Source organism: Streptomyces xanthochromogenes, from assembly GCF_014650455.1.
GTDB lineage: Bacteria > Actinomycetota > Actinomycetes > Streptomycetales > Streptomycetaceae > Streptomyces > Streptomyces xanthochromogenes.
The window spans coordinates 328,770-354,968 of sequence record NZ_BMUZ01000007.1 but is presented as its reverse complement, the minus strand read 5'-3'; the positions used below and the strand labels follow the sequence as shown (position 1 = coordinate 354,968).

Annotated in this window: 20 protein-coding genes and 1 pseudogene; 7 read left to right on the top strand and 14 right to left on the bottom strand. The window is 71.4% G+C overall.

Annotated features, from left to right (window positions below; translation table 11 throughout):
- The first annotated feature begins 169 nt into the window (after positions 1 to 169).
- A complete protein-coding gene (locus IE267_RS20540) occupies positions 170 to 1,627 on the top strand; it encodes a nitronate monooxygenase (protein ID WP_189764195.1) in 1,458 nt (485 codons plus the stop codon).
- Here IE267_RS20540 and IE267_RS40175 read toward each other — a convergent pair.
- The 4 genes and pseudogenes from IE267_RS40175 to pta all read right to left on the bottom strand — a co-directional run bounded on the left by IE267_RS40175 (position 1,606) and on the right by pta (position 8,083).
- A complete protein-coding gene (locus IE267_RS40175; RefSeq protein WP_189764194.1) occupies positions 1,606 to 2,850 on the bottom strand; it encodes a D-alanyl-D-alanine carboxypeptidase family protein in 1,245 nt (414 codons plus the stop codon). The genes IE267_RS20540 and IE267_RS40175 overlap by 22 nt on opposite strands.
- Before the next feature lie 383 nt (positions 2,851 to 3,233).
- A complete protein-coding gene (gene pyk / locus IE267_RS20530; protein ID WP_161253046.1) occupies positions 3,234 to 4,664 on the bottom strand; it encodes a pyruvate kinase in 1,431 nt (476 codons plus the stop codon).
- Between the two features lie 106 nt (positions 4,665 to 4,770).
- Positions 4,771 to 6,000 (bottom strand): acetate kinase, encoded by a 1,230-nt coding sequence (locus IE267_RS20525; protein ID WP_189764193.1) that lies wholly within the window; start codon positions 5,998 to 6,000, stop codon positions 4,771 to 4,773.
- Positions 5,997 to 8,083 (bottom strand): annotated as a pseudogene (pta, locus tag IE267_RS20520) (phosphate acetyltransferase). The gene IE267_RS20525 and the pseudogene pta overlap by 4 nt, the downstream one beginning before the upstream one ends.
- Positions 8,084 to 8,339: 256 nt before the next feature.
- Here pta and IE267_RS20515 point away from each other — a divergent pair.
- The gene (locus tag IE267_RS20515; RefSeq protein ID WP_161253037.1) at positions 8,340 to 9,365 is read left to right on the top strand and encodes an ATP-dependent 6-phosphofructokinase; all 1,026 of its coding nucleotides are present in this window, start codon (positions 8,340 to 8,342) and stop codon (positions 9,363 to 9,365) included.
- Between the two features lie 132 nt (positions 9,366 to 9,497).
- Here IE267_RS20515 and IE267_RS20510 read toward each other — a convergent pair whose 3' ends face one another.
- The 6 genes from IE267_RS20510 to IE267_RS20485 all read right to left on the bottom strand — a co-directional run bounded on the left by IE267_RS20510 (position 9,498) and on the right by IE267_RS20485 (position 15,867).
- On the bottom strand, positions 9,498 to 10,172 hold the full coding sequence (locus IE267_RS20510) for a helix-turn-helix domain-containing protein (RefSeq protein WP_229861344.1): 675 nt from the start codon (positions 10,170 to 10,172) through the stop codon (positions 9,498 to 9,500).
- Positions 10,173 to 10,296: 124 nt separating this feature from the next.
- Positions 10,297 to 11,121: a carbohydrate ABC transporter permease gene (locus IE267_RS20505; RefSeq protein WP_167159516.1), complete on the bottom strand. Its 825-nt coding sequence runs from the start codon at positions 11,119 to 11,121 to the stop codon at positions 10,297 to 10,299.
- Positions 11,122 to 11,180: 59 nt separating this feature from the next.
- Complete coding sequence (locus IE267_RS20500) at positions 11,181 to 12,068, bottom strand: carbohydrate ABC transporter permease (RefSeq protein ID WP_189764192.1); 888 nt, start codon at positions 12,066 to 12,068, stop codon at positions 11,181 to 11,183.
- Positions 12,065 to 13,471, bottom strand: a complete 1,407-nt coding sequence (locus IE267_RS20495) for an extracellular solute-binding protein (protein WP_189764191.1) — start codon at positions 13,469 to 13,471, stop codon at positions 12,065 to 12,067. The genes IE267_RS20500 and IE267_RS20495 overlap by 4 nt, the downstream gene beginning before the upstream one ends.
- A gap of 114 nt (positions 13,472 to 13,585) precedes the next feature.
- Entirely contained in the window at positions 13,586 to 14,272 is a 687-nt protein-coding gene (locus tag IE267_RS20490; RefSeq protein WP_161253280.1) for a response regulator, read from the bottom strand.
- Complete coding sequence (locus IE267_RS20485; RefSeq protein ID WP_189764190.1) at positions 14,269 to 15,867, bottom strand: sensor histidine kinase; 1,599 nt, start codon at positions 15,865 to 15,867, stop codon at positions 14,269 to 14,271. Before IE267_RS20485 ends, IE267_RS20490 begins: the two co-directional genes overlap by 4 nt.
- Positions 15,868 to 16,013: 146 nt before the next feature.
- On the opposite strand from IE267_RS20485, the gene IE267_RS20480 reads away from it, so the two are divergent.
- A complete protein-coding gene (locus tag IE267_RS20480; protein WP_229861343.1) occupies positions 16,014 to 17,387 on the top strand; it encodes a cation:dicarboxylate symporter family transporter in 1,374 nt (457 codons plus the stop codon).
- Between the two features lie 15 nt (positions 17,388 to 17,402).
- Here IE267_RS20480 and IE267_RS20475 read toward each other — a convergent pair whose 3' ends face one another.
- The 3 genes from IE267_RS20475 to IE267_RS20465 form a co-directional block, all read right to left on the bottom strand.
- Positions 17,403 to 18,110, bottom strand: a complete 708-nt coding sequence (locus tag IE267_RS20475; protein WP_229861342.1) for a DUF1345 domain-containing protein — start codon at positions 18,108 to 18,110, stop codon at positions 17,403 to 17,405.
- An 85-nt stretch (positions 18,111 to 18,195) separates the two neighbouring features.
- The gene (locus IE267_RS20470) at positions 18,196 to 18,648 is read right to left on the bottom strand and encodes a phospholipase (protein WP_189764188.1); all 453 of its coding nucleotides are present in this window, start codon (positions 18,646 to 18,648) and stop codon (positions 18,196 to 18,198) included.
- A gap of 206 nt (positions 18,649 to 18,854) precedes the next feature.
- Positions 18,855 to 19,442: a TetR/AcrR family transcriptional regulator gene (locus tag IE267_RS20465; protein ID WP_229861353.1), complete on the bottom strand. Its 588-nt coding sequence runs from the start codon at positions 19,440 to 19,442 to the stop codon at positions 18,855 to 18,857.
- 247 nt (positions 19,443 to 19,689) lie between these two features.
- Between IE267_RS20465 and IE267_RS20460 the strand changes: the two genes are divergently transcribed.
- From IE267_RS20460 to IE267_RS20445, 4 genes are all read left to right on the top strand, one after another.
- Positions 19,690 to 21,333 carry an MFS transporter gene (locus IE267_RS20460; protein WP_373304574.1) on the top strand — a complete coding sequence of 548 codons (1,644 nt, stop codon included), beginning with the start codon at positions 19,690 to 19,692 and terminating at the stop codon, positions 21,331 to 21,333.
- A gap of 256 nt (positions 21,334 to 21,589) precedes the next feature.
- Positions 21,590 to 22,060 (top strand): MerR family transcriptional regulator, encoded by a 471-nt coding sequence (locus tag IE267_RS20455; protein WP_189764186.1) that lies wholly within the window; start codon positions 21,590 to 21,592, stop codon positions 22,058 to 22,060.
- Positions 22,060 to 22,395: a thioredoxin gene (trxA, locus tag IE267_RS20450; RefSeq protein WP_161258343.1), complete on the top strand. Its 336-nt coding sequence runs from the start codon at positions 22,060 to 22,062 to the stop codon at positions 22,393 to 22,395. Before IE267_RS20455 ends, trxA begins: the two co-directional genes overlap by 1 nt.
- Positions 22,396 to 22,536: 141 nt before the next feature.
- Positions 22,537 to 24,771 carry a HelD family protein gene (locus IE267_RS20445; protein ID WP_189764185.1) on the top strand — a complete coding sequence of 745 codons (2,235 nt, stop codon included), beginning with the start codon at positions 22,537 to 22,539 and terminating at the stop codon, positions 24,769 to 24,771.
- 260 nt (positions 24,772 to 25,031) lie between these two features.
- Here IE267_RS20445 and IE267_RS20440 read toward each other — a convergent pair whose 3' ends face one another.
- Positions 25,032 to 26,129, bottom strand: a complete 1,098-nt coding sequence (locus tag IE267_RS20440; protein ID WP_229861341.1) for a LacI family DNA-binding transcriptional regulator — start codon at positions 26,127 to 26,129, stop codon at positions 25,032 to 25,034.
- Positions 26,130 to 26,199: the final 70 nt, after the last annotated feature.

Sequence of the window (26,199 nt, the reverse complement as noted above, 5' to 3'; positions counted from 1 at the left end):
GGGGGCGCGGAGTGGCGTTGGGTCCTCTCGTCGAGGGTCCTAAGGCACTCCAAGTCGGGACCCTTGGTCGGCGTCCGTCGCGGGCCGGATGGCGAAGACTCGGGATGAGCGAACTTACGGTTCCGTAGGTTCACTCCCTTCGGAGCGACCTACGACGAACGGATACGCCATGACCGCGTCCCGAGCCCACCCCCAGATCATCCAGGGCGGCATGGGCGTCGCCGTGTCCGGGTGGCGGCTTGCCCGGGCCGTGGCGGGGCGGGGGCAGCTCGGGGTGGTGTCGGGGACCGCGCTCGACGCGGTGCTCGCTCGGCGGCTCCAGCTCGGCGACCCCGGCGGGCACATGCGGCGGGCGCTCGCCGCCTTCCCCGTGCCGGAGGCGGCCGCGTACGTGCTCGACCGGTACTTCGTCGAGGGCGGGGTCGCGCCCGGTGCGCGGATGCGGGCCATGGCCCGGCTGCGGACGGACCGGGGCGAGAGCGCCGAACTCCTCACCGTCCTGGGCAACTTCGTCGAGGTGTGGCTCGCCAAGGAGGGCCACGACGGGCCCGTCGGGGTCAACTACCTCGCCAAGATCCAACTCGCCACCGCGCCCGCCCTGTTCGGCGCGATCCTCGCACAAGTGGATCACGTCCTGGTCGGCGCCGGGATTCCCGGGCAGATCCCCGCCCTCGCCTCGGCGCTCGCCCGCGCCGAACCCGTCACCACCCTGGTCGACGTGGAGGGGGACGACGAGCCGCTTCCGTATACGTTCGACCCCGAACGGGCCCTCATGGGTCAACTCCCTTCCAGAGGAACGCCGTTGAGGCGGCCCGACGTGCTCGCCATCGTCTCGCTGCCCGTGCTCGCCTCGTACCTCGTACGCGATCCCGCCACCCGTCCGGACGGGTTCGTCATCGAGACGCACCGGGCCGGCGGGCACAGCGCGCCGCCGCGCGGGAAGCTCGTCCTCGATGGCGCGGGGGAGCCCGTGTACGGGCCGCGGGACCACCCCGACCTCGCCAAGGTCGCGGCCCTCGGCATTCCGTTCTGGCTCGCGGGCGGCGCGGCCCACCCCGAACGGCTCGCCGCGGCACGGGCGTTGGGGGCCGTCGGGGTACAGCTCGGCAGCGTGTTCGCGCTCTGCGAGGAGTCGGGGCTGCGGGACGATCTGCGCACGGAACTGCGGACGCGGGCCCGCGCGGGGACCCTGCGGGTGCGCAACGATCCCCGGGCCTCGCCGACCGCCTTCCCGTTCAAGGTCGCCGAACTCCCCGGCACCCTGTCCGAGGAGGCCGTGCGGGCGGCCCGCCGGCCCGTGTGCGACCTCGGATACCTGCGCACCCCCGCCCGCTCCGCGAGCGGCGCCCTCGTCTACCGCTGCGCCGCCGAACCGATCGCCGCGTACGTGCGGAAGGGCGGCGACGCCGTGGACACCGCCGGGCGGGTGTGCCTGTGCAACGGACTGCTCGCGACGGTGGGGCTCGGCCAGCGCAGGCCCGGCGGCGCGGTCGAGCCGCCCGTCGTGACCATCGGGCAGGACCTCGGCTTCCTCGACGACATCAGCCCGGACGGCCGCCCCTACACGGCCGCTCAGGTCATCGACTGGATGTCCGGGGCCCCGGCTCAGCCCACCGCGTCGGTCTGAGGCCTGTTCCGCTTGCGGCGGGTCAGGACCAGGACGCCCGCGCCGCCCGCCACGACCACGGCCGCGGCGATCCCGGTCCAGCCCAGCGCGCCGATCCCGGCGGAGTCCGCCGAGCCGGCCGCCGTGCCGGAGGTGGAGGCCTGCAGCCCGGTGGCCGGCTTCGGCGGGTCGAGGGTGCCGACCGGCTCGGCCCGGCCGGCCGCCGCGAAGCCCCAGTCCAGGAGCTGGCGCATCTCGACGTACACCTTGTCGCGCTTGTTCTCCTGCGGGTTCATCACCGTCACCACGAGGGTGTGGCCGTCGCGCTGGGCCGCCTCGGCCAGGGTGTTCCCGGCGTTCGTGGTGTAGCCGTTCTTGCCGCCGATCAGGCCGGGGTACTTGGCCACCCCGTCGATGCCGGACAGCATGCGGTTGGTGTTGGAGATCCCGAACGGCTTGCCCTTGGTGTTGGGGCCGCCGGGGAAGTCGGCCGACGCCGTGCCGCAGTACGTCTTGAAGTCCTGGTTCTTCAGGCCGGAGCGCAGGAACAGCGCCAGGTCGTACGCGGACGACACCTGACCCGGCGCGTCATAGCCGTCCGGGCTCAGCACGTGGGTGTCCTTGGCGCCGAGCGCCTCGGCCTTCTTCTGCATGTCGGCGACCGTCTTGGGTACGCCGCCGTTCATCGCCGCCAGCACGTGCACCGCGTCGTTGCCCGAGCGCAGGAACACCCCGCGCCACAGATCGGGCGTCTGGTACGTCTGGCCGGGCACGATGCCCACCGCGCTGCTGCCGTCGCCCATGCCCTTGAGATCCTCGTCGCTGACCTTGCGGCTCGCGTCGTGCGGCACCCCGGGCAGCACGGTGTCCGCGAAGAGCATCTTCAGGGTGCTGGCCGGGGGCAGCGGCCAGTGCGCGTTCCTCGCCCCGAGCACCTGGCCGGTGTCGGCGTCCGCCACCACCCAGGACAGTGCGGTCAGGCCCGGCGGCAACGCCGGTGCGCCCGCGCCGACTTGATCGCCCGCCTTGCCGAGCTGGGCGCCGCCCTGCTGCGACATGTGCGCCGGTGGCTCCTTCTTGGCCTCGCCGCCGGGCGCCCCCGGGGTGGCCGACTTCACCGCCTTGACCGGCTTCGCGGGGTGACCGCTCGCCACCGCCGGACCGACGGCGGTGATCGCGGTGACCGCGGTGGCGGTGAGCGCCACGAGTGCGCGTCGGACCTGCGGCGATATGGAAGGACGCATGCACGCGAACGTACCTCAGGAGGTGTCACGGATTTGAGCCGTCCGGCCGTGGAATTTGCCACGTCTTGTTCATGGAACGGCCAAGCGCCGCAGCCCGTCCGCCGTTTCGCGCCTCCCGCCGACGGGCACCGCCGCCGCTCCCCGCCCGACTCCCGCCACCGGCGGCCCCGGACACGCACGGTGGCCCGCACCCCCGAAGGACGTACGGGCCACGCGTCAGCACATCGCAGGCGGCGTGCCGGCGTCCGGAGGCCACGCGTCAGCACATCACGAGGGCCACGTGCCGGCGTACCGGAGGCAGTGCCCCGGCACACCCCCGGCACGCCGGAGGGCGGCACCCGTCCACGACGAGGTGCCGCCCTCCAACACGGTGGGGCCGAGGGCTACTGCTTCTCGGAGCCGCCGAGTTGGTGCACCCGGACCATGTTGGTGGTGCCGGGGATGCCGGGAGGCGAACCGGCCGTGATGACCATGGTGTCGCCCTCGTTGTAGCGGTTGAGCTTGAGCAGCTCGGCGTCGACCAGGTCGACCATCGCGTCCGTGGAGTCCACGTGCGGGACGACGTACGTCTCGACGCCCCAGCTCAGCGCGAGCTGGTTGCGGGTGCTCGGGTCCGTGGTGAACGCGAGGATCGGCTGGCACGTGCGGTAGCGCGAGAGTCGCCGCGCCGTGTCGCCGGACTGCGTGAAGGCGACGAGCGCCTTGCCGTTGAGGAAGTCCGCGATCTCACAGGCGGCACGGGCCACCGAACCGCCCTGCGTACGCGGCTTCTTGCCCGGCACCAGCGGCTGGAGACCCTTGGAGAGGAGCTCCTCCTCGGCCGCCTCGACGATCTTCGACATCGTCTTGACCGTCTCGATCGGGTACGCGCCCACCGAGGACTCGGCGGAGAGCATGACCGCGTCCGCGCCGTCCAGGATGGCGTTGGCGACGTCGGACGCCTCGGCGCGCGTCGGCCGCGAGTTGGTGATCATCGACTCCATCATCTGGGTCGCGACGATCACCGGCTTGGCGTTGCGGCGGCACAGCTCCACCAGGCGCTTCTGCACCATCGGGACCTTTTCGAGGGGGTACTCGACCGCGAGGTCGCCACGGGCCACCATCACGCCGTCGAAGGCGGCGACGACGCCCTCCATGTTGGCGACCGCCTGCGGCTTCTCCACCTTGGCGATGACCGGCACGCGGCGGCCGACCTCGTCCATGACCTTGTGGACGTCCTTGACGTCGTCGGCGTCCCGGACGAAGGAGAGCGCGACCAGGTCGCAGCCCATGTTCAGGGCGAACCGCAGGTCCTCGATGTCCTTCTCGGACAGCGCCGGGACGTTCACCGCCGCGCCGGGCAGGTTGATGCCCTTGTGGTCGGAGATGACACCGCCCTCGATGACGATGGTCTTCACCCGGGGGCCGTCCACCGAGACGACCTTGAGCTCGACGTTGCCGTCGTTGATCAGGATCGGGTCGCCCTTGGTGACGTCGCCCGGCAGGCCCTTGTAGGTGGTGCCGCAGATCGACTTGTCGCCGGGGACGTCCTCGGCGGTGATGGTGAACTCGTCACCCCGGACCAGCTCGACCGGGCCCTCGGCGAACTTCGCGAGGCGGATCTTGGGGCCCTGGAGGTCGGCGAGCACGCCCACCGCGCGGCCCGTCTCCTCGGCGGCCTTGCGGACCCGGTCGTACCGGGCCTGGTGCTCGGCCTGGGAGCCGTGGCTGAAGTTGAAGCGGGCCACGCTCATGCCGGCCTCGATCAGAGCGACGAGCTGCTCATGAGAGTCGACGGCGGGGCCCAGGGTGCAGACGATTTTGGAACGGCGCATAAGGCGGATCCTATCGGTTTGTTTCGCTACGGAATATTCCGTCTGGTGGAATGTACAAATGGGCGGGATGACGCTCAGGTGTCGTCCAGGCAAACCGGAAATTCGGTCAGGAATTCGCCCCCGGTGTCACCAGCTCATACGTCTGCTGCGCGATTTCCAGCTCCTCGTCCGTGGGTACCACGGCCACCGCGACCCTGGCGTACTCCGGTGAGATCAGCCGCGCCGTGTCGGACCGCACGGCGTTGAGCTCGCCGTCCACCGCGAGGCCCAGCTCCTCGAGACCCGCGATCGCGGCCTCGCGGACCGGGGCGGCGTTCTCGCCGACACCCGCCGTGAACGCGATCGCGTCGACCTTGCCGAGTACGGCGTAATAGGCGCCGATGTACTTCTTCAGACGGTGAATGTAGATGTCGAAGGCGAGTTGCGCCTTCTCGTCGCCCTCGTCGCAGCGGCGGCGGATCTCCCGCATGTCATTGTCGCCGCACAGGCCCACCAGGCCGCTCTTCTTGTTGAGCAGCACGTCGATGTCGTCCACCGACATTCCCGCGACCCGCTTGAGGTGGAAGGTGACCGCCGGGTCGACGTCACCGGACCGGGTGCCCATCACCAGGCCCTCCAGGGGTGTGAGCCCCATCGAGGTGTCGACGCACCTGCCGCCGCGGACCGCCGAGGCGGAGGCGCCGTTGCCCAGGTGCAGCACGATCACGTTGACGTCCTCGGGCGCCTTGCCGAGCAGCCGCGCCGTCTCGCGCGACACATACGCGTGCGAGGTGCCGTGGAAGCCGTAGCGCCGGATGCGGTGCTCGTCGGCCGTCGCCACGTCGATGGCGTACCGGGCGGCGGACTCCGGCATCGTCGTGTGGAACGCGGTGTCGAACACCGCGACCTGCGGCAGATCGGGGCGCAGTGCCCGGGCGGTGAGGATGCCGGTGATGTTCGCCGGGTTGTGCAGCGGGGCGACCGGCACCAGGCGCTCGATCTCCGCGAGCACCTCGTCGGTGATCACGGTCGGCGCGCTGAACTTGAGCCCGCCGTGCACCACCCGGTGGCCGATGGCCGTCAACTCCGGGGAGTCCAGGCCGAGTCCGTCCACCGCCAGCTCCGCGGCGACCGCCTTGAGGGCCGCCGCGTGGTCGGCGATCGGGCCGTTCTGCTCACGGGCCTCACCGCCCGTCGCCAGCGGGGTGTGCTTGAGCCGCGAGGTCGTCTCGCCGATCCGCTCGACCAGGCCCACGGCCAGACGGGAGGCGTCGCGCATGTCGAGGAGCTGGTACTTCACCGACGAGGAACCGGAGTTGAGCACGAGGACGCGCGTGCCCTGGTTGGCGGTGGTCATGCGGAGGCCTCCTGCCCCTGCGCCTGGGCCTGGATGGCCGTGATGGCGACGGTGTTGACGATGTCCTGGACGAGGGCGCCGCGCGACAGGTCGTTGACCGGCTTGCGCAGACCCTGGAGCACCGGGCCCACGGCCACGGCGCCGGCCGAGCGCTGCACGGCCTTGTAGGTGTTGTTGCCGGTGTTGAGGTCCGGGAAGATCAGCACGGTCGCCTGCCCGGCGACCTCCGATTCCGGCAGCTTGGTCGCGGCGACCGAGGGCTCCACGGCCGCGTCGTACTGGATCGGGCCCTCGATCCTCAGGTCGGGCCTGGCCTCGCGAACCAGCTTGGTGGCCTCGCGCACCTTGTCGACGTCCGCACCCGAACCCGAGGTGCCCGTCGAGTACGACAGCATCGCGATCCGCGGGTCCACGCCGAACTGCTGGGCGGTGGCGGCCGCCTGGACCGCGATGTCCGCGAGCTGCTCGGCATTGGGGTCGGGGTTGACCGCGCAGTCGCCGTACACGAGCACCTTGTCGGCGAGGCACATGAAGAAGACCGAGGAGACGATCGAGGCGTCCGGCTTGGTCTTGATGATCTCGAAGGCGGGCGGATGGTCGCGGCGGTGGAGTGCACCGAGCCCGACACCATGCCGTCGGCCAGGCCCTCCTGGACCATCAGCGTGCCGAAGTAGTTCACGTCCGCGACCACGTCGTACGCCAGCTCCACGGTCACGCCCTTGTGGGCGCGCAGCTGCGCGTAGCGCTCGGCGAACTGCTGGCGCAGCTCGGAGGTCTGGGGGTCGATGATCTGGCACTTGGTGACGTCGATGCCGAGGTCCGCGGCCTTCTTGCGGATCGCCTCCACGTCACCGAGCAGCGTCAGCTCGCACACGTCCCGGCGCAGCAGCACATCGGCGGCCCGCAGCACCCGGTCCTCGGTGCCCTCGGGCAGCACGACCCGGCGCCGGTGGGCGCGGGCCTGCTCCAGGAGCACGTGCTCGAACATCATCGGGGTGACCCGGCCGCTGCGGGCCACCGAGACCCGGCGCAGCAGGTCGGCGGTGTCCACGTGCCGCTCGAAGAGGCCGAGCGCGGTCTCCGCCTTGCGGGGGGTTGCCGCGTTCAACTTGCCTTCCAGGGCGAAGAGTTCCTGCGCGGTGGGGAAGGAGCCGTGGCTCACCGCGACCACCGGGGTGCCCGGCGCGAGCCGGTCGGCCAGGGTCAGGATCGCCTCGCCGGGCCGCTCGTCGAGCGTGAGCAGCACGCCCGCGATCGGCGGTGTGCCGGCGCTGTGCGCGGCGAGCGAACCGACCACCAGGTCCGAGCGGTCTCCCGGGGTCACGACCAGACAGCCCGGGGTCAGCGCGTTGAGGAAGTTCGGCAGCATGGCGCCGCCGAAGACGAAGTCGAGGGCGTCGCGCGCGAGCCCCGCGTCGTCGCCGAGCAGCACCGTGCCGTCCAGGGCGGCGGTGATCTGGGCGACCGTGGGCGCCGAGAGCGCGGGCTCGTCCGGCAGGACGTAGCAGGGCACGGGGAGGCGGGCCTTCAGGCGCTCCTCGATCTCGCCCCGGTCGACCGGGGCGACCCGGTTGACCACCATGGCGAGCACATCGCAGCCGAGCCCGTCGTAGGCCCGGTACGCGTTGCGCGCCTCGGCCCGTACCGACTCGGCGGTCTGGCCCTGGCCGCCGACCACCGGTATCACCGAGGCGCCGAACTCGTTGGCGAGCCGTGCGTTGAGCGCCAGCTCGTCGGGGAGCTGGGTGTCGGCGAAGTCGGTGCCGAGGACCAGGACGACCTCGTAGTCGCGGGCCACCCGGTGGAAGCGGTCGACGAGCCGTGAGACGAGTTCGTCGGTACCCTGCTCCGCCTGGAGCGCGGACGCCTCGTGGTAGTCCATCCCGTACACCGTGGCGGCGTCCTGCGCCAGCCGGTAGCGGGCGCGGAGCAGATCGAACAGGCGGTCCGGTCCGTCGTGCACCAAGGGGCGGAAGACGCCCACCCGGTCCACCTGGCGGGTCAGGAGCTCCATGACTCCCAGCTCGATGACCTGGCGGCCGTCTCCCCGGTCGATCCCGGTCACGTACACGCTGCGCGTCACGCGTGCTCTCCCGTTCTGCATCGCAGGAAATTGTCCATATAGGGCGGTCTTGCCCCCTTGACAATACCTCTGCCAATGGATAGGACGCCCGCCGGACGAAAGGCCCGGCGGAAGGGTCGGAAGACCCGCCCCCCATGATGGTCGGAGTAGCAGGACGGGCGGGTGGCCCAGGGTGCGTGGGACAATCTGAATTGCTCACGTTACGGGGGATTCGGGCGTGACCTCCCAGCACCAGCGAAGCAGGAGATTGACCACGATGCGCATCGGAGTTCTCACCGCAGGCGGCGACTGCCCCGGCCTGAACGCAGTGATCCGGTCGGTCGTGCACCGCGCCGTGGTCGGTCACGGCGATGAAGTCATCGGATTCGAGGACGGGTTCAAGGGCCTGCTCGACGGTCACTTCCGCCCGCTCGACCTCAACGCGGTGAGCGGCATCCTGGCCCGCGGCGGCACCATCCTCGGCTCGGCCCGGCTGGAGCGCGACCGGCTGCGCGAAGCGTCCGAGAACTGCGCCGAGTTGACCAGGCGCTACGGCATCGACGCGCTCATCCCGATCGGCGGCGAGGGCACGCTCACCGCGGCCCGGATGCTGTCCGAGGCCGGCATGCCCGTCGTCGGCGTGCCCAAGACCATCGACAACGACATCTCCGCCACCGACCGCACCTTCGGCTTCGACACCGCCGTCGGCGTGGCGACCGAGGCCATCGACCGCCTCAAGACGACCGCCGAGTCGCACCAGCGCGTGATGGTCGTCGAGGTCATGGGCCGGCACGCGGGCTGGATCGCCCTGGAGTCCGGCATGGCCGGCGGCGCCCACGGCATCTGCCTGCCCGAGCGGCCCTTCCAGGTCGACGACCTGGTCAAGATGGTCGAGGAGCGCTTCGCACGCGGCAAGAAGTTCGCGGTCGTCTGCGTCGCCGAGGGCGCCCATCCCGCCGACGGATCGATGCCGTACGAGAAGGGCGCGATCGACCAGTACGGCCACGAGCGCTTCGCCGGCATCGGCAACCGGCTGGCCGTCGAACTGGAGCGACGCCTGGGCAAGGAGGCCCGCCCGGTCATCCTCGGCCACGTCCAGCGCGGCGGCGTCCCGACCGCCTACGACCGCGTCCTCGCGACCCGCTTCGGCTGGCACGCGGTGGAGGCCGTGCACCGCGGCGAGTTCGGCAACATGACGGCGCTGCGCGGCACGGACATCGTGATGGCCCCGCTGGCCCACGCGGTGACGACCCTGAAGACGGTCCCGGACAACCGCATGTACGAGGCCGAGTCGGTTTTCTAGCGGACGAAGCGGGACCGCGGTCCCCTTTTACGGGGGCCGAAGGTCCCTCGGGAAAGGGGTGCGGGGAGCTCCGCGGCCAGCCGCGGCGGACCCGGGGACGCAACTCGCGCAACTCGGCGCACCCCGGCGGAGCTACCCGTGAGCAAGCTCCCAGAACCGGTCGACGATGCGGTCGAGGAAGTCCCGCCCCGCGTCCCCGGTGTCGTTGTCCGAGCCCCAGTTGAGCGTGGCGACCATGTGCGACTGGTACTCGGTGTGGAGCTGGTCGAGCACCCCCTCCACATGCTGCTTGGAGAGCGGGAGCAGCTTCGACGTCGGCTTGACGTACGCCTGCCAGCGCGTGGTCACCGCGCCGCGCAACAGCTCGGCGAGGTCGTCGTTCTGGCCGGTGGCCGTCACGTAGTCGCGCAGCGACAGCTGGAGCAGATCGGCCAGCGCCGCCGACTGGCGTTCGTTGCCGCGCCAGCGCCCCGCGTCCTCCATGCGCCGGTACGCCCCGACGTCGAGCCCGACCCGGCGGGCCATGTCCTCCAGGCTCAGGCCGCGGGCGAGGCGGTGCTCGCGCAGGGTGGAGGCGGCCGCCATCAGATCGCCGGGGGAGCACCACAGAACACCGGCCAGCGCGGTCAGCTCGCGCGCCTCGGGCGCCGCGAGCCCCCGCTCCCACGCCATCACGGTGTCCGGTGACACCAACAGGCCGTACTGGGCGCGCATGCCGTAGGCGACGTGGCCGGGGGCCATGCCCAGAGCCTCTCGCAGTCGGCGGGCCGCGAGGGCATTGAAGGGTGGGGTGGGGTGCACGCGCACACCGTAGGACGGTAAGTGACATCTGCCTACGGTGTGTTCCACCAAAGAAGGTGAATTGGAGGAAAGTACGGTTTTGGTGGCGTCCGGGTTACCTAAGGGTTGGGTAAGCGTGTGCTCGCCCACGCTAACCCTTCACCCCGCCGGCCAGCGCGAAACCTCCGCCGAGCCGCCGTGCGATCAGCACGTACAGCAGGAGCACCGGCGTGGAGTACAGGATCGAGAAGGCGGCGAGCTGGCCGTAGACCACCGAGCCGTAGTTGCCGAAGAACGTGAAGATGGAGACCGAGGCGGGCAGCCGGTCGGGGGAGAGCAGCAGCATGAAGGGGACGAAGAAGTTCCCCCACAGCATGATGAAGGTGTAGACCGTAACCACGGTCACTCCCGGGCCCATCAGCGGCAGCACCACCCGCACCAGGGTCTGCGGCATGGACGCCCCGTCCGTCCAGGCCGCCTCCTCCAGGGCGAGCGGCACCCCGTCCATGAAGTTCTTCATCAGCCAGATGGCGAAGGGGAGTTGGGAAGTGGCGAGGAACAGTGCGGTGCCGGACGTCGTGTCGATGAGGTTCACCTGGACGAAGAGGCCGTACACCGGCACCATCACCGCCGTGATCGGCAGACACGTCGTGAACAGGATCGTCAGCAGGTACGGGCGGGTCAGGCGCGAGCGGTAGCGCGAGAGCGGATATGCCGCGAGCGCCGCGCACGCCACCGTGAGCAGCGTCGAACTCCCGCACAGCACCAGGCTGTTGAGCATCGGCGTGAAGGTGATGTCGGGGGTCAGGACGGCCGAGAAGTTGTCCGCGGTCGCCGAACGCGGGAGCCGGACCCGCAGGTCCGCCTGGGTGTCCACGGAGGCGAGGAGCAGCCAGAGCAGCGGTACCGCGAAGGCCGCCGCGACCGCGAGCAGGGCGCAGTCGGCGGCGAGCCGTTGCCGGGTGCGGCGGCGCACCCGGCCCGTGCGGGCCGACCGGTGCCGGACGGCGGCCGGTCCGCGTCCGCCGCGGGCGCTCACACGTCCACCCTCATCAGCCGCAGATAGACCACCGAGAACAGCGAGCCGACCAAGAGCAGCAGCAGGGCCACCGCCGTGCCGTAGCCGATCAGGCTCTTCAGGAACGCCTGGTCGTACATGAACACCGGCAGCGTCTGGCTGCGGTCTCCGGGGCCGCCCCGGGTCATCGCCCAGATGAGGCCGAAGACCGACAGCGTCTGGAGGGTGTTGAGCATCAGGTTGGTGCCGATGGAGCGGCGGATCATCGGCAGGGTGATGTGCCAGAACCGGCGCGCCCCGCCCGCCCCGTCGACCTCCGCCGCCTCCTCGATGTCGCGCGGGATCTCGGCGAGCGCGGCCGAGTAGATCAGCATCGAGAACGCGGTGCCGCGCCACACGTTGGCGAACGACACCGCGAGGATCGGCAGCGTGAACAGCCAGTTCTGGGTGGGGAGATGGAGCCATCCGAGGATCGCGTTCAGTGTTCCCTCGCGCCGGAAGAAGGCGTAAAGGAGGAAGGCCGCCACGATCTCCGGCAGCACCCAGGCCGTGATCACCAGCGCCCCCGTCACGGTCCGCACCGGGCGCGAGGCCCGTCGCATCAGGGCCGCGAGCGCCAGGCCGAGCGTGTTCTGGCCGACGAGCGAGGACAGGACGGTGAAGACCAGGGTGAGCCGGACGGCGTTGCGGAACGCCGGGTCGGCGAACGCCCGCCGGAAGTTGGCGAGGCCGACGAAGTCGACCGCCGACGACCCGGTCAGCTGCATGTCGGTGAAGGCGATGTAGACGCAGTAGCCGATCGGCCCGGCGAGGAAGAGCAGCAGGAGCAGCGTCGCGGGCGCGATCGGCAGCCAGCGCCCCGCACGGGACCGCGGTCCGCCCCGCGCCGATGCGAAGGCGCTCAACTCGCGCCCCGCACGATCGACTTGAGCCGGTCGTCGTAGGCCTTCGAGGCGGCGGCCGCCGAGCCGCCGGTCGTGACCGACTCCATCGCCTCGCCGATCGCCGTCGACACCTGCGGGTACACCGCGAGCGCGGGCCGGTAGTGGGTGAGGGGGACGAGGCCGGTGAAGAAGGTGATGCCCGGCATGGAGCGCAGATACGTGGGGTCGGCGGCGACATCCGTGCGGACCGCGATCTGCGCGTCCGCCACGTCCCACTCGACCGCGTTCTCCTTCGTCTGCAGGGTCTTGACGAAGTCGAAGGCGAGAGCCGGGTTGGCCGCCTTAGCGGGGATCGCCCAGGTCCAGCCGCCCGACATCGAGACCTTGCCCGGCGCCTGGCCGTACTGGGTCGGCATCGCCGCCTGGCCGAGCGTGGTCGACCAGGCCGGCCACTCCTTGGGGCCCTTGTTGATCCAGTTCTGGCCGAGCCAGGAGCCGTCGAGGGCGATGGCCAGCTTGCCGTTCGGCATCCAGTCCGTCGCCAGATGTGTGCCCACGTTCGGGTCGAGGGCGTCGGAGGGGTCGGGGCCGAGCTTCTCCGCGTACACCGTCCGTACGAGGTCGAGCGCGTCCTTGAAGCCCTGGGTGCCCGAGACCCACTTCTTGGCCGCCGGGTCGTACAGCGGGTTCGCGCCGGTCCCGTACAGGAGCATCTCCAGGCCCTGCATGGCGGACGCCTCGCCGCCCGCCTTGCCCGTGTAGACGTTGAGCGGGATGACGCCGGGCACCTTCTCCTTGATCGTGCGGGCGGCGTCCAGGAGCTCCGCCCAGTTCTTCGGCTGCCAGTTCGCGGGCAGGCCCGCCTTCGCGAAGATCTGCTTGTTGAACCACAGGCCACGGGTGTCCGTGCCGTCCGGCACCCCGTACGTCCTGCCGTCCTCGGCCTTCGCCGCCGCCTTCGCCGTGTCGACGAACTGGCCCCACTGGTCCCACGAGGACAGATAGTCGTCCAGCGGGCGCAGATAGCCGGCCCCGATGTCGGCGTTGATGCGGAACGTGTCCTCGTAGACCAGGTCGGGGGCGGTCTTCGGCGAGCGCATCATCTGCTGGACCTTGGCCGCGTAGTCGTTGTCGGCGGCCTGGATCGGCACGAGTTCGGCCTTCTTGCCGGGGTGGGCCTGCTCGAACTGCTTCTTGACGTCCGCCAGGAACGCGTCCTTGAAGCGGATCTTGTTGTCGGTGGAGCGGTTGTACGCGATCTTCACGGTGTCGGGGTCGCTGCCGGAGCCGCCGCAGCCGGCGAGCGCTCCGGCGGCGAGGACGGCGGCGAGGATCAGGGAGAGCCGGTGTCCGTACGCCGCTCGGCGACACGGGTGGGGGCGGGACACGGGGGCTGCGGCGGGGGCGGTGGGGCGCACGGGCACGACCTCCTCGGGCCGGGCGTGCGGTCGTGGCCACGGCCGCACTTGGCTGCCCGGTGAAGGTAAGGGCGCCCGCGGACAAGGTCAACCCCGCGCCCACCCCGGCTGACAACCTTGTCAACCGCCGTGCGGGCGAGTGGAGTTGAGCCAGCGGTACTGCAACTCGGGCCGGCCGATCTGGCCGTACTGGGGCGTGCGCTCGGCGCGGCCGGTGGTGACCAGATGTTCCAGATAGCGGCGCGCGGTGATCCGCGAGATGCCGACCGCGAGCCCCGCCTCCGTCGCCGTCACCCCCTGCGGAGTCTCGCGCAACGTGCGGGTGACCGCCTGCAGCGTGGGCGCGCTCAGCCCCTTGGGGAGCGCGGAGGGCTGCGGGGCGCGCAGCGCGGCCAGCGCCCGGTCGACCTCCTCCTGCCCGCTCGCCTCCCCGGCCGCCGCCCGGAACTCGGCGTACCGCACGAGGCGGTCGCGCAGGGTCGGAAACGTGAACGGCTTCAGCACGTACTGCACGACCCCGAGCGAGACGCCCTCGCGCACCATCGTCAGGTCCCGCGCCGAGGTCACCGCCACCACATCGGCGCTGTGCCCCGCCGCCCGCAGCGACCGCACGAGCTGGAGGCCGTGCCCGTCCGGCAGATACAGGTCGAGCAGGAGCAGGTCCACCTCGGTCCGCTCCAGCGCGCGCAGCGCCTCGGCCCGCGAATGCGCGACCGCGACCGCGGTGAAGCCTGGCACCCGGCCGACATAGAGCCGGTGCGCCTCGGCGGCGACGGGATCGTCCTCGACGACCAGCACCCGGATCATGCGCGCACTCCCTGCTCCACGGGCAGCCGCACGGTGAACTCGGCGCCTCCGTAAGGACTTCGGTCGAGCTCGATGGTGCCCCCGTGCCGGGCCGCGGCGAGCCGCACCAGGGCCAGGCCGAGGCCGCGCCCCGGGCTCTTCGTCGACCACCCCCGCTCGAACACGGCCTCGGCGGCGGCCGGATCGATGCCGGGCCCGCTGTCCGCGACCCGCACCACGAGGTCGCCGTCCTCGGTGGTGAGCGTGACGGCGACCTCGGCGGCGGCGCTGCCCTGCGCCGCGTCCACCGCGTTGTCGAGGAGGTTGCCGAGGACGGTCACCAGATCGCGGCCGGGCAGCGAGTCCGGCAGGAGACCGTCCCCGATCGCGCTGCCCTCGGTGAGGACCAGTGCCACGCCGTGCTCGTTGGCCTGCGCCGCCTTGCCGAGGAGCAGTGCGGCGAGCACCGGTTCGCCGACCGCAGTCACCACCTGGTCGGTGAGCGCCTGGGCCAGTTCCAGCTCGGCGGTCGCGAACTCGACGGCGTCCTGGACGCGGTCCAGCTCGATGAGCGAGACCACCGTGTGCAGCCGGTTCGCGGCCTCGTGCGCCTGGGCGCGCAGCGCCTGGGTGAAGCCCCGCTCGGAGTCCAACTCGCCCGAGAGCGCCTGGAGTTCCGTGTGGTCGCGCAGGGTCACCACGGTGCCGCGCTGCCCGCCGGAGGAGACCGGCCGGGTGTTGAGGACCACGATCCGGTCGGCCGTCATGTGCACCTCGTCCACGCGCGGTTCGGAGGCGAGCAGTGCCCCGGCGAGGGCGGCGGGGAGGCCGAGTTCGGCCACCGGGCGGCCCACCGCGTCCTCGTGGAGCCCGAGCAGCTCGCGCCCCCCGTCGTTGATCAGCGCGATCCGCCGCCGGCCGTCCAGCATCAGGAGCCCCTCGCGCACGGCGTGCAGGGTGGCTTGGTGGTAGTCGTGCATGCGGCTCAGCTCGGCCGCGTTCATGCCGTGGGTGTGCCGGCGGAGCCGCGCGTTGATCACGTACGTGCCCAGGCCGCCGAGCGCGAGCGCGCCGCCCGCCATGCCGGCGAGCGCCACCAGCTGTTTGCGCACCTGCTCGCTGATCCGGTCGATGGTGATGCCCGCGCTGACGAGCGCGGTGATCCGGCCATGATCATCGGGGTCGCGAACCGGTGTCACGACCCGTACGGAACGGCCGAGCACCCCCATGTGCGTCTCGGTGAACGTCTCGCCGCGCAGCGCGGGGGCGGTGTCGCCGAGGTAGGTCCGGCCGATCTCGCCCGGCACGGGGTGCGTCCAGCGGGTGCCGTCCGGGGCCATCACCACGACGAAGTCGACGCCGGTCGTGGAGAGCAGGGTCTGTGCGTACGGCTGGAGGGCGGCGGTGGGGTCCTTGGTGCGGGCCGCCTCGACCACCGAGGGCGAGGCGGCGACCGAGGTCGCGGTCGCGACCGCCTGGCGCCGCGCGGTCTCCTCGGCCTGGCGGCGGTCGGCCAGGTATGAGAAGAGCGCGCATCCCGCCACGATCGCGGCGACCAGAACCACCTGCATGGCGAAGAGCTGGCCGGCGAGCGAGCGGGGTCCGGGAAGGCGCATCCGGTCAGTGTGCTGGCTGAATCCGCATGAACGAAATGCACGTAAGGGTGACCGGCGTCACAGTCTGCTGGATAGTCGCGGGGATCGCTGAAGGGCCATCGGGACATGGCCGCAGCCGCAACGGAGCCGCAACGAAGGAGAATCCCGTGGCAGAGCCAGCCGCCCCCGCCCGCCGGGAACGGACCCACTACCTCTACCTGGCCGTGATCGGCGCGGTGATCCTCGGCATCGTCGTGGGCTTCGCGGCGCCGGGGGTCGCCGTCGAGCTGAAGCCGATCGGCACCGGGTTCGTGAACCTGATCAAGATGATGATCTCGCCCATCATCTTCTGCACGATCGTGCTCGGCGTCGGCTCGGTGCGCAAGGCCGCCAAGGTCGGTGCCGTGGGCGGCCTCGCACTCGGCTACTTCCTCGTCATGTCGACGGTCGCCCTCGCGATCGGCCTGGTGGTCGGCAACATCCTGGAGCCCGGCTCCGGCCTCCACCTGACCGAGGCGGCCCGGCACGCCGGGGCCAAGCAGGCCGCCGGGGCCAGCGAGTCCACGGCGGACTTCCTGCTCTCGATCATCCCCAAAACGATGGTGTCCGCCTTCACCGAGGGCCAGGTCCTCCAGACCCTCCTGATCGCCCTGCTCGCCGGCTTCGCGCTGCAGGCGCTCGGCTCGGCGGGGCAGCCGGTGCTGCGCGGCATCGAGCACATCCAGCGGCTCGTCTTCCGCATCCTGGCGATGGTGATGTGGGTGGCGCCCATCGGTGCGTTCGGCGCGATCGCGGGGGTGGTCGGCGAGACCGGTGTGGACGCCCTCAAGGCGCTGGCCGTCATCATGATCGGCTTCTACGTCACCTGTGCCCTCTTCGTGTTCGTGGTGCTCGGCGCGATCCTGAAGCTGATGACCGGGGTGAACATCTTCGGCCTCCTGAAGTACCTGGCCAGGGAGTTCCTGCTGATCCTGTCCACGTCCTCGTCGGAGTCGGCGCTGCCGCGGCTCATCGCGAAGATGGAACACCTCGGGGTGAGCCGCTCGGTGGCCGGCATCACGGTGCCGACCGGCTACTCGTTCAACCTGGACGGCACCGCGATCTATCTGACGATGTCCTCGCTGTTCATCGCGAACGCGATGGGCAAGCCGCTGGGCGCGAGCGAGCAGATCTCCCTGCTGCTCTTCATGATCATCGCCTCGAAGGGCGCGGCCGGTGTCACGGGCGCGGGCCTGGCCACTCTGGCCGGCGGCCTCCAGTCCCACCGCCCCGAACTGGTCGACGGCGTCGGCCTGATCGTCGGCATCGACCGGTTCATGAGCGAGGCGCGGGCACTGACCAACTTCGCGGGCAACGCGGTGGCCTGTGTCCTCGTCGGCACCTGGACGAAGGAGATCGACAAGGCCCGCGTCGCGGAGGTGCTCGCGGGCCGCCTGCCGTTCGACGAGCGGATGCTGACGGCGGGTGAGCCCGAGGTGCCGGAGCAGCGAGAGGAGCCGAAGCCGGCTTCCCCGGCGGCCAGTTCCCCGGTGCCCAACTAGGAGTGTCGAGGGTGCCTAGTCGAGGATGTTGACCGCGCGGGCGACCACGAGCACGACGGTCAGCAGCGACACGGCGGACTGCAGCATCATCAGCATCTTCGCCCAGCGGTTCAGCGGCATCACATCGGTCGGGCTGAACGCGGTGGCGTTGGTGAACGACAGGTACAGATAGTCCGGGAAGGCCGGTTCCCAGTGGGGCGGGGCCAGTTCGGGGCTCTGCATCTGCGGGAAGAGGAAGTCGGGGAAGAGCCGGGTCGCGTGCATCCGGGCGACCGGACCGCCCCGGTCCCACTCCCAGTACCAGAGCGCGAACACGATCACGTTGGTCAGCCAGATGCCGCCGCCCGTCACGAGCAGGGCGGCGGCGTCGTGGCCTTCCTGCCCCCGGACGAGCCCGACCACGAGCCGCACCGCCGACCAGCCGTTGGCGGCGCTGATGCAGGCGATGAGCACGAGCCCCGCGATCCGGGACAGCCGCGAGGCCCGCTCGATGCGCAGGGGGTTGGCCGCGATCAGCGCCGCGATGAGCGCGATCTCCAGCGCGGGCAGCAGCCAACCGGGGTGGATGGTCAGCCGCTCGGGCAGTGTCCACTGCAGAGCGACGGCGACGAGCACGGCCACCGCCGACGCCCACCGCGACTCTCCTCGGGTGACCCGCTGCCATGCGGGCACCGGCCGGTGCGCGGAGCCGTGCTCGGACTCGTCCTGCGGTACGTGCGTCACGGTCCCCATGCTGCCGCCCCGGCTCGGCCGGGGCGAACCGGGGGCGGCGCGGGGAGGGGCCCGGACGCCGTGCACGGGGTGAACGTCAGCTGCCCAGGGCCTTCACCGCCTGGTAGTAGGTCCATGCCGTCGCGTCGCACGACGCCTTCTTGGCGCTGCTGTAGGCGTTGCAGACGCGCTTGAGGTCCTCGTACAGGGCGCTGTCGACGCGGGCCTTGTTCGCGGGGAACTGGCCCGCCGCCTTGTAGTTGCGGTAGCCGAAGTCGTGCCGGGCGCAGGACAGTTTGAAGGGGAAGCCGAAGGGGTTGTCGGGGGAGCTGGAGCAGTAGTCCGTCGACCAGTCGAAGCCGTACGCGGACCAGCGGGCCTGGTCGTTGTGGGCGGCCTGCCAGGAGTTGGAGCTGGCCGCGCTGGTCTGCGTGAAGGAGGCGAGCACCTGCGCCTTGTCGGCCGGGGCGGCCTGGGCCGGGGCGGTGGCGAGGGCGGCGAGGGTGAGTGCCGCGGTCGCGGTCATGCTCAGGGTGGTACGACGGCGCATCCTGAACCTCCGTGGGGAGAGCGGTGAGTGACGTGCCGTCACTGTCGCCCCACGGGCTACGGGTGTTCTACGGGCTTGCTATAGAAGCCCCCGAAAGATGTTCGGGGGCGTGGGCTTTTGGGGTGCCGGTCGAGAGTCCGCCGCCGGGGCGGCGGGGGTGCCGGGCGCCGGATGCGGGCTCACCGGCCACGGCTGTCGCCGGTCGGCTACCGGCTGTCGTCCGTCGGCTGGTGGCGATCGAGTGCCGCCGCCACGATCGCGGCCGTGCGGTCCGCCGGGACGCCGGCCGAGAGCAGCAGGGTCGTCGCGGCCGAACGGCCCGCCTCCGCCGCCGGCAGGGCGCCCTCGTTGACCGCCTCCATGAGGCCGAACAGGGACTGCTCGTGCACATAGGCGAGGGCGGCGGGCGGCAGGGGAGAGGTGAACACCCCTTCGCACAGGCCGAGTTGGAGCAGATCCACGCACTCCTTGCGAACCGGGGCGAGGCGTTGCTTGATGCCCGCCATGGTGACGCTCCGCTGGGCCAGGGCGACCAGGAGCCGGTAGCGGTCGGCGATCTCCCAGACCGCGAGGGTGGCCCGGGCCAGTGCCTCGGCCGGGTCCGTGATGCCGTCGCGCCCCTCGCGGTGCGCGTCCGCGACCGTCTCCGCCGCCTCGTCCACCAGGGCCGCGATCAGCGCGTCCCGGCTCGGGAAGTGCCCGTACACCGTGCGCCGTACGACCCCCGCCGCGCGGGCGATCTGGTCCATCGACGCGTCCGGGTCGCGGACCAGCTCGGCGAAGGCCACCTCCATGATGCGGCGGCGGTTCGCGTCGGCGCGGCCCCCCGAGGGGGCGGCTGGGGTTGCTGTCACGCCCCCATTTTGCACAGCGCCGTGCAGGGGCGTAAATTGCACAGCGTTGTGTAATTGCACAGCCATGTGCAAGTAGTGGATGTGGATCAACCCCGATGGGGCCCCGGGGGCGACAGGCCTCGGGGGAAGCAAGACCGAGGAAGGGTGAGACATCGTGGGTCTCGTCATCAACCAGCCCGTCGAGAAGATGGGGGCGCCCTATCGGCGACGCTGGTGGGCGCTGCTCGTGCTCTGCCTCAGCCTGCTGATCATCGTGATGGCGAACACCGCCCTCACCGTCGCCGCCCCCGACATGACCAAGGACCTGGGGCTCAGCAGCTCCGACCTGCAGTGGGTCATCGACGGCTACACCGTTCCGTACGCCGCCCTGATGCTGCTGCTCGGCGCCATCGGCGACAAGTACAGCCGGCGCGGCGCACTCGTGCTCGGCCTGCTCGTCTTCGCGGGCGCCTCCGTGGCCGGCTCGCTCGTCGACAGCTCCACCGGCGTCATCGCGTCCCGGGCCGTCATGGGCGTCGGCGCCGCGCTGATCATGCCCGCGACCCTGTCGCTGCTCGCCTCCACCTTCCCGCGCGCCGAGCGCGCCAAGGCGATCCTGCTGTGGACCGCGACCGCCGGAATCGCCATCGCCGCCGGGCCGTTGGTGGCGGGCGCGCTCCTGGAGAACCACGGCTGGGCCTCGACGTTCCTGATCAACGTGCCGATCGCGCTGCTCGCGGTCGTCGGCGCGTTCGTGCTCGTACCGCCGTCGAAGGCCGCCCACCACGACCGCATCGACTACGTCGGCGGCCTGCTCTCGGTCGTGTCGGTCGGCGCGCTCGTCTACATGATCATCCAGGGCCCGCACTTCGGCTGGGACATCAAGGCGATCGGCGCCGCCGTCGTTGCCGGGCTCGGCTTCCTCGTCTTCGTCCTGTGGGAGCTGCGCCACCCGCGGCCCGTCCTGGACGTACGGCGCTTCGCGCACCGCATGTTCTCCGGCTCGCTGCTCGCCGTCGCGCTGTTCTTCCTCGCGGTCTTCGGCGCGTTCTACTACCTCACCCAGCACCTCCAGTTCGTGCTCGGCTACACCCCGCTCGAGACCGGCATCCGCATGCTGCCGCTGGCCGGCGCGGTCTTCGTGGGCTCCGCACTCACCGGGTTCCTGACCCCGCGGCTCGGCATGAAGGTCACCGTCACGGCCGGCATGGTCGCCGGAACCGTGGCGCTCGCCCTGCTCACCCGGGTCGACTCCGGCTCCGGGTACGGTGACTTCCTGGCCCCGCTGATCATCCTGGGCGTCGCCATCGGGCTCGCGCTCTCGCCCTGCACCGACGCGATCATGGGCGCGTTCCCGGAGGCCGAGCTCGGTGTGGGCGGTGCCGTCAACGACACCTCGCTCGAACTCGGCGGCTCGCTCGGCATCGCCATCCTCGGCTCGGTGCTCGCCAAGTCGTACTCCTCGCACCTCGCGGACGCGACCGCCGGCACGAAGCTGCCCGCATCCGCCCTCGCCACCGCGCAGGACTCCGTCGGCGCCGGTTACGCCGTGGCCCAGGGCATCGGCGAGCAGGCCAAGCAGCTCGGCGCCCAGGCGATGCACGCGGGCTCCCCGCAGCAGGCGGCCCAGCTCAAGGCCCAGGCCGAGCAACTCGCCGCGGGCGCACAGCAGATGAGCCACGCGGTCGGCTCCGCCTTCTCCGACGCGGTCGCCCGCACCAGCCTCATCGGCGCGGTCATCCTCGGCGTGGGAACCGTCCTGGTGGCCGTCCTCCTGCCGCGCCGGGACAAGGGCGAGGCGCAGCAGGAGCAGACTTCGGACAACGCGGAGCACGAGCCCCTGTCGGTCTGACCGCCCCGACCTCCCGGCCGCCGAGCGCGCCGGACACGACGAGCCCGAGCCCGGCGCAGAGCCGCGGCCCGGGCTCGTCGGCGTGACCGGCCGGCGCACCGCGGGCCGGTCGCCCCCGGCGACGCATCGGCCACCGCCCACGCACCGGCGGCATCGGGGTCCGTCTCATCCGCTCCGGCTGCGGCGGGTCCGTCCCGTGTGCTCGGCACCGGGCGGGCTTGCCTTGACGTCGACGTGAAGGCTTACCGTCCTTGTCATGCGCATCGGCGAACTCGCGGCGCGGGCGGGCACGACCACTCGCGCGCTCAGGTACTACGAGTCGCGCGGCCTGCTCGCCGCGCGCCGCACCGGCAACGGCTACCGGACGTACGACGAGGACGACCTGCGGCTGCTCCAGCAGATCCGGACCCTGCAGGACTTCGGGTTCGACCTGGAGGAGACCCGGCCGTTCGTGGAGTGTCTGCGGGCCGGCCACCCGGCCGGCGACAGCTGTCCGGCGTCGCTGGCGGTCTACCGCCGCAAGCTGGCCGAGCTCGACGCGCTGATCGACGAGCTCGGTGCCGTGCGCACCCGGGTCCGTGCGGAGCTGGCGCGGGCGGAAGTGCTGGCGACGGCAAAGGAGCCGGGCGGACCCGAACCGCGCTGCGAGTTGAGCCCGGGCGGCATGACGGCGGCCCCGGATGTGAACGGGGCAGCGGACGGCAGAGAACCGAAGGGGATGACGTGATGATCAAGGCGGCAGGCGTGGACGAGGTCACGGACGAGACGTTCGCCGACGCGGTGCGGGGGTCGGCGCTGCCGGTCCTGGTGGAGTTCACGGCCGACTGGTGCGGGCCGTGCCGGCAGCTGGCACCCGTGCTGAGTGCGATGGCGGCCGAGGAGGCGGACCGGCTGAAGATCGTTCAGCTGGATGTGGACCGGAATCCGGCGACGACCGCGCAGTACGGTGTGCTGTCGATGCCCACCCTCATGGTCTTCGTCGACGGCGAGCCGGTGAAGTCGATGGTGGGCGCGCGCCCCAAGCGGCGGCTGCAGCAGGAGCTCGCCGACGTGATCCGATAGGTGACCGAGCGATCCCACAAAAAAGCCCCGGATGAATTGACATCCGGGGCGTTCGCCTGCGTATATTAAGTGTTTCGCGCCTTCTGATAATAAAGTCACGAAGAAGCCTTATGGAAGCACTGTATCGCGTCAGGAGTGGAATTGTCAACCGAGGAATTTCGGAAGGAACAGCAATTCATCACCGACCTCTATGCCCGCCTCGACCAGCTGCGGGATCAGGCCGAGGTCGCGGTGCAGTCGGCGTTGTCCCAGGTCGGCACGGGTCTGCAGGCCCGGCTGGAACGGGATGTGATGGTCGCCGAGCAGTCCGGCCTGCTCGGCGCCCTCAACGCGGGCGAGAACGGGCTGTGCTTCGGACGGCTCGACTTTCAGGACGGCGCCACCCATCACGTCGGACGCATCGGAATCCGCAGGAACGACCGGGAACGTACGCCCCTTGTGATCGACTGGCGGGCCGAAAGGGCACGCCCGTTCTATCTCGCCACCGGGTATTCGCCGATGGGATTGCGGCGCAGGCGTCACATCACCACCGAGGGTCGCACCGTCACCGCGCTGCACGACGAGCTGCTCGACCTGACGGATTCGGAGCGCACCGGGCACGAGGGCGCCAATGCCGACGAGGTGCTGCTCGCCGCGCTCGACGCCGCGCGCACCGGCCGGATGCACGACATCGTGCAGACCATCCAGGCCGAGCAGGACCGCATCATCCGGGCCCCGCACCGCGGCGTGCTCGTCGTGGAGGGCGGCCCCGGCACCGGAAAGACGGTCGTCGCGCTGCACCGGGCGGCGTATCTCCTGTACGAATACCGGGAGTTGCTGGCTCGCAGGGCCGTGCTGGTGGTGGGACCCAACCCGGCGTTCCTCGGCTACATCGGCGATGTGCTGCCCTCGCTCGGCGAGACGGGTGTCCTCCTGTCCACGATGTCCGAGTTGTTTCCCGGTGTGCACGCCACGGGTTCCGACACCCCTGAGGCCGCCGAGGTCAAGGGCCGGGCGGCGATGGCGGAGGTGCTGGCCGCGGCCGTGCGCGACCGCCAGACCGTGCCCCAGTGGGCCACCGAGATTCCGCACGACGGGTACGGGGCGCTCCAGCTCGACCGGGCGATGGCCGAGGACGCCCGGTGGCGGGCGCGCGAGAGCGGCCTCCCGCACAACCTGGCCCGGCCGCACTTCGCCTTCCACATCATCGACGCGCTCACGGCGCAGCTGGTGGAGCGCATCGGTGCCGACCCCTTCGGCGGCCCGAACCTGCTGGGCCCGGACGACGCCGCCCAGATGGGCAAGGAGATCGCGACGAGCCGTGAGGTGCACGCGGCGATCGAAGAGCTGTGGCCGATGCTGACGCCGCGGGAATTCGTGGCCGACTTCCTGGCCGCGCCCTCCCATCTCCCGGACGCCGAAACCAAGTTGATCCAGCGGGACGGCGGCGAGTGGACGCCCGGGGACGTCCCGCTGCTCGACGAGGCGGCCGAGCTCCTCGGCGAGGACGACAGCGCGGCGCGGGCCGCGGCCGAGGCCGAGCGCCAGGAGCGGATCGCCTACGCGCAGGGTGTGCTCGACCTCTCCGCGGGCTCGGAGTCCTACGAGTTCGAGGACGAGGAGTCCGAGGTGCTCGCGGCGCACAACATCATCGACGCCGAGCGGATGGCGGAGCGGCACGAGGAGGCCGACCACCGCAGTGCGGCCGAGCGGGCGGCCGCCGACCGGACCTGGGCGTTCGGGCACATCATCGTCGACGAGGCGCAGGAGCTCTCCGCGATGGCGTGGCGGCTGCTGATGCGGCGCTGCCCGACCCGCTCGATGACGCTCGTCGGCGACCCCGCGCAGACCGCGGACGCGGCGGGGGTGGGGTCCTGGGACCGGATTCTGGCGCCGTACGTCGAGCCGGGGCACTGGGAGCACGTCCGTCTCGGGGTCAACTACCGGACGCCGGCGGAGATCATGGAGGTGGCGGCCGCGGTGTGCCGGGCGGCCGACCCGTCCTTCCTGCCGCCGAGCTCCGTCCGCTCCACCGGGGTACGCCCCTGGGCGCGGCGGGTCGCCCCCGACGCGCTCGCGTCGGCGGTGGCGGACGCCGTCACGGCCGACCGGGGCGCGGGCCGCCTCGCGGTCATCGCCCCGGCCCCCTTGCACGCCGCGCTCCTGACGGCCCTGCCCGACGCGTCGTCCGGCCCCGTGCCCGACCTGACGAGCGAGGTCGTCCTCCTCGACCCGCGTCAGGCGAAGGGCCTGGAGTTCGATGCGGTGCTGGTGGTCGAGCCGGGGGAGTACGGGGTCAGCGACCTGTACGTCGCGCTGACGCGGGCGACGCAGCGGTTGGGCGTGCTGGCCTCTGGCCCCCTGCCCCCGGCCCTGGGCGACTTGCCCACCGCGTAGGGGTCCGGGGCACGCCGGGGCGGGCTTCCGGGGGCTGCGCCCCCGGGCCCCGGGATACGCCTGCGGGCCGCGGGGGCCCTTCGCGCAGTTCCCCGCGCCCCTGGCTCCTCTTTCGCCCGTCCACCGTGCGTGGCTGGTCGCGCAGTTCCCCGCGCCCCCAAGTGCCGCGGTGCTGGGGCACTTTCAGCCCGTCCGGCGTTTGAGGACGAGCGCCGTTCAGGCGCGAACGGGGTCTGGGGCGGAGCCCCAGGGGGTTGGGCTCACCCGCTCCCGAAACCCTGAGCCGGAGGCGCCCCCGTGCTTTCGCGTGGCTGCAACCGCGGCAGCGGATCCTGGAGTTGGCGGGGCGCGTCGCCGTCCAGGAGGGCGAGGAGCTGGGACGCCGCCCGCCCCCCGAACTCGTCGGCCTTGCGCACCAGCGCCGTCAGCTGCGGATGCAGGGTGTGGCAGATGACGGAGTCCTCCCAGGACACCACCGAGACGTCCCGCGGAATCAGGAGGCCCCGCTCCGCCGCGACGCTGACCGCCGCCACCGCCATCACCTCGTTGTCGCAGATGAGGGCCGTGGGCGGCACCGGCGCCGAGAACAACCGCCGCGCGGCCTTGGCCCCCTGACGGTCCGTGAAGTCCGTTGTCACGGAGACCGCGTGCTCCAGACCCAGCCGCCGCGCGGCCGCCCGCAAGGACGCGATCCTGCGAGCCGTATGGGCGTAGCCCGGCGTACCGGCGATGTGACCGATGCGGCGGTGGCCGAGCCCGTACAGATGCCGGACGATCAGATCCATCGCCCCGGAGTCGTCGGCCCAGATGTTGGAAAGCCGTGCCTGGCGCGGGAGTTGGGGAGCGTCAGGGTTCCCCGGCGCCTCCATCCCGCCGATGATCACGGCCGGCAGGCCGAGTACCGCGAGGGTCTCGGGGCGCGGGTCCGAGACCCGGGGGTCGACCACGATCACCCCGTCGACCCGCCCCTCCGCCCACCACCGCCGGTACAGCTCGCACTCCGCCTGGACGTCGTCGACCATCTGGAACACCAGCGCCTGGTCCCGCGGCGCGAGACTCGCCTGGATGCCCGAGACGAGCTGGAGGAAGAACGACTCCCCGCCCAGGCTGTCCGCCGGGCGGGCCAGCACCATGCCGATGGCCCCCGCGCTCTCGCCGGAGAGCGCCCGCGCCGCCGAGCTGGGCCGCCAGCCGAGCCGGTCCGCGACCCGGATGACCCTGCGCCGGGTCGAATCGGACACCCCGGGACGGTTGTTGAGCGCGAAGGAGACCGCGCTCGTGGAGACGCCCGCCTCTCTGGCCACGTCCTTCATCGTCGGGCGGCGGGGTGGCGGCGCATCGCTTTCGATCTCGCTCATGCGCTGATGGTAACGCGGTTTAGTTGAATCGCACTAAACCGCCTTAGTAAGCCGCAAAGATTCAGGACTT

Coding starts and splice junctions, on each gene's coding strand:
- IE267_RS20460 (WP_373304574.1), top strand. CDS start 19,690: ATGGGGGCGCCCTATCGGCGACGCTGGTGGGCGCTGCTCGTGCTCTGC.
- IE267_RS20540 (WP_189764195.1), top strand. CDS start 170: ATGACCGCGTCCCGAGCCCACCCCCAGATCATCCAGGGCGGCATGGGC.
- IE267_RS20470 (WP_189764188.1), bottom strand. CDS start 18,648: ATGCGCCGTCGTACCACCCTGAGCATGACCGCGACCGCGGCACTCACC.
- IE267_RS20465 (WP_229861353.1), bottom strand. CDS start 19,442: ATGGAGGTGGCCTTCGCCGAGCTGGTCCGCGACCCGGACGCGTCGATG.
- IE267_RS40175 (WP_189764194.1), bottom strand. CDS start 2,850: ATGCGTCCTTCCATATCGCCGCAGGTCCGACGCGCACTCGTGGCGCTC.
- IE267_RS20490 (WP_161253280.1), bottom strand. CDS start 14,272: ATGATCCGGGTGCTGGTCGTCGAGGACGATCCCGTCGCCGCCGAGGCG.
- IE267_RS20515 (WP_161253037.1), top strand. CDS start 8,340: ATGCGCATCGGAGTTCTCACCGCAGGCGGCGACTGCCCCGGCCTGAAC.
- pyk (WP_161253046.1), bottom strand. CDS start 4,664: ATGCGCCGTTCCAAAATCGTCTGCACCCTGGGCCCCGCCGTCGACTCT.
- IE267_RS20525 (WP_189764193.1), bottom strand. CDS start 6,000: ATGACCACCGCCAACCAGGGCACGCGCGTCCTCGTGCTCAACTCCGGT.
- IE267_RS20455 (WP_189764186.1), top strand. CDS start 21,590: ATGCGCATCGGCGAACTCGCGGCGCGGGCGGGCACGACCACTCGCGCG.
- IE267_RS20485 (WP_189764190.1), bottom strand. CDS start 15,867: ATGCGCCTTCCCGGACCCCGCTCGCTCGCCGGCCAGCTCTTCGCCATG.
- trxA (WP_161258343.1), top strand. CDS start 22,060: ATGATCAAGGCGGCAGGCGTGGACGAGGTCACGGACGAGACGTTCGCC.
- IE267_RS20440 (WP_229861341.1), bottom strand. CDS start 26,129: ATGAGCGAGATCGAAAGCGATGCGCCGCCACCCCGCCGCCCGACGATG.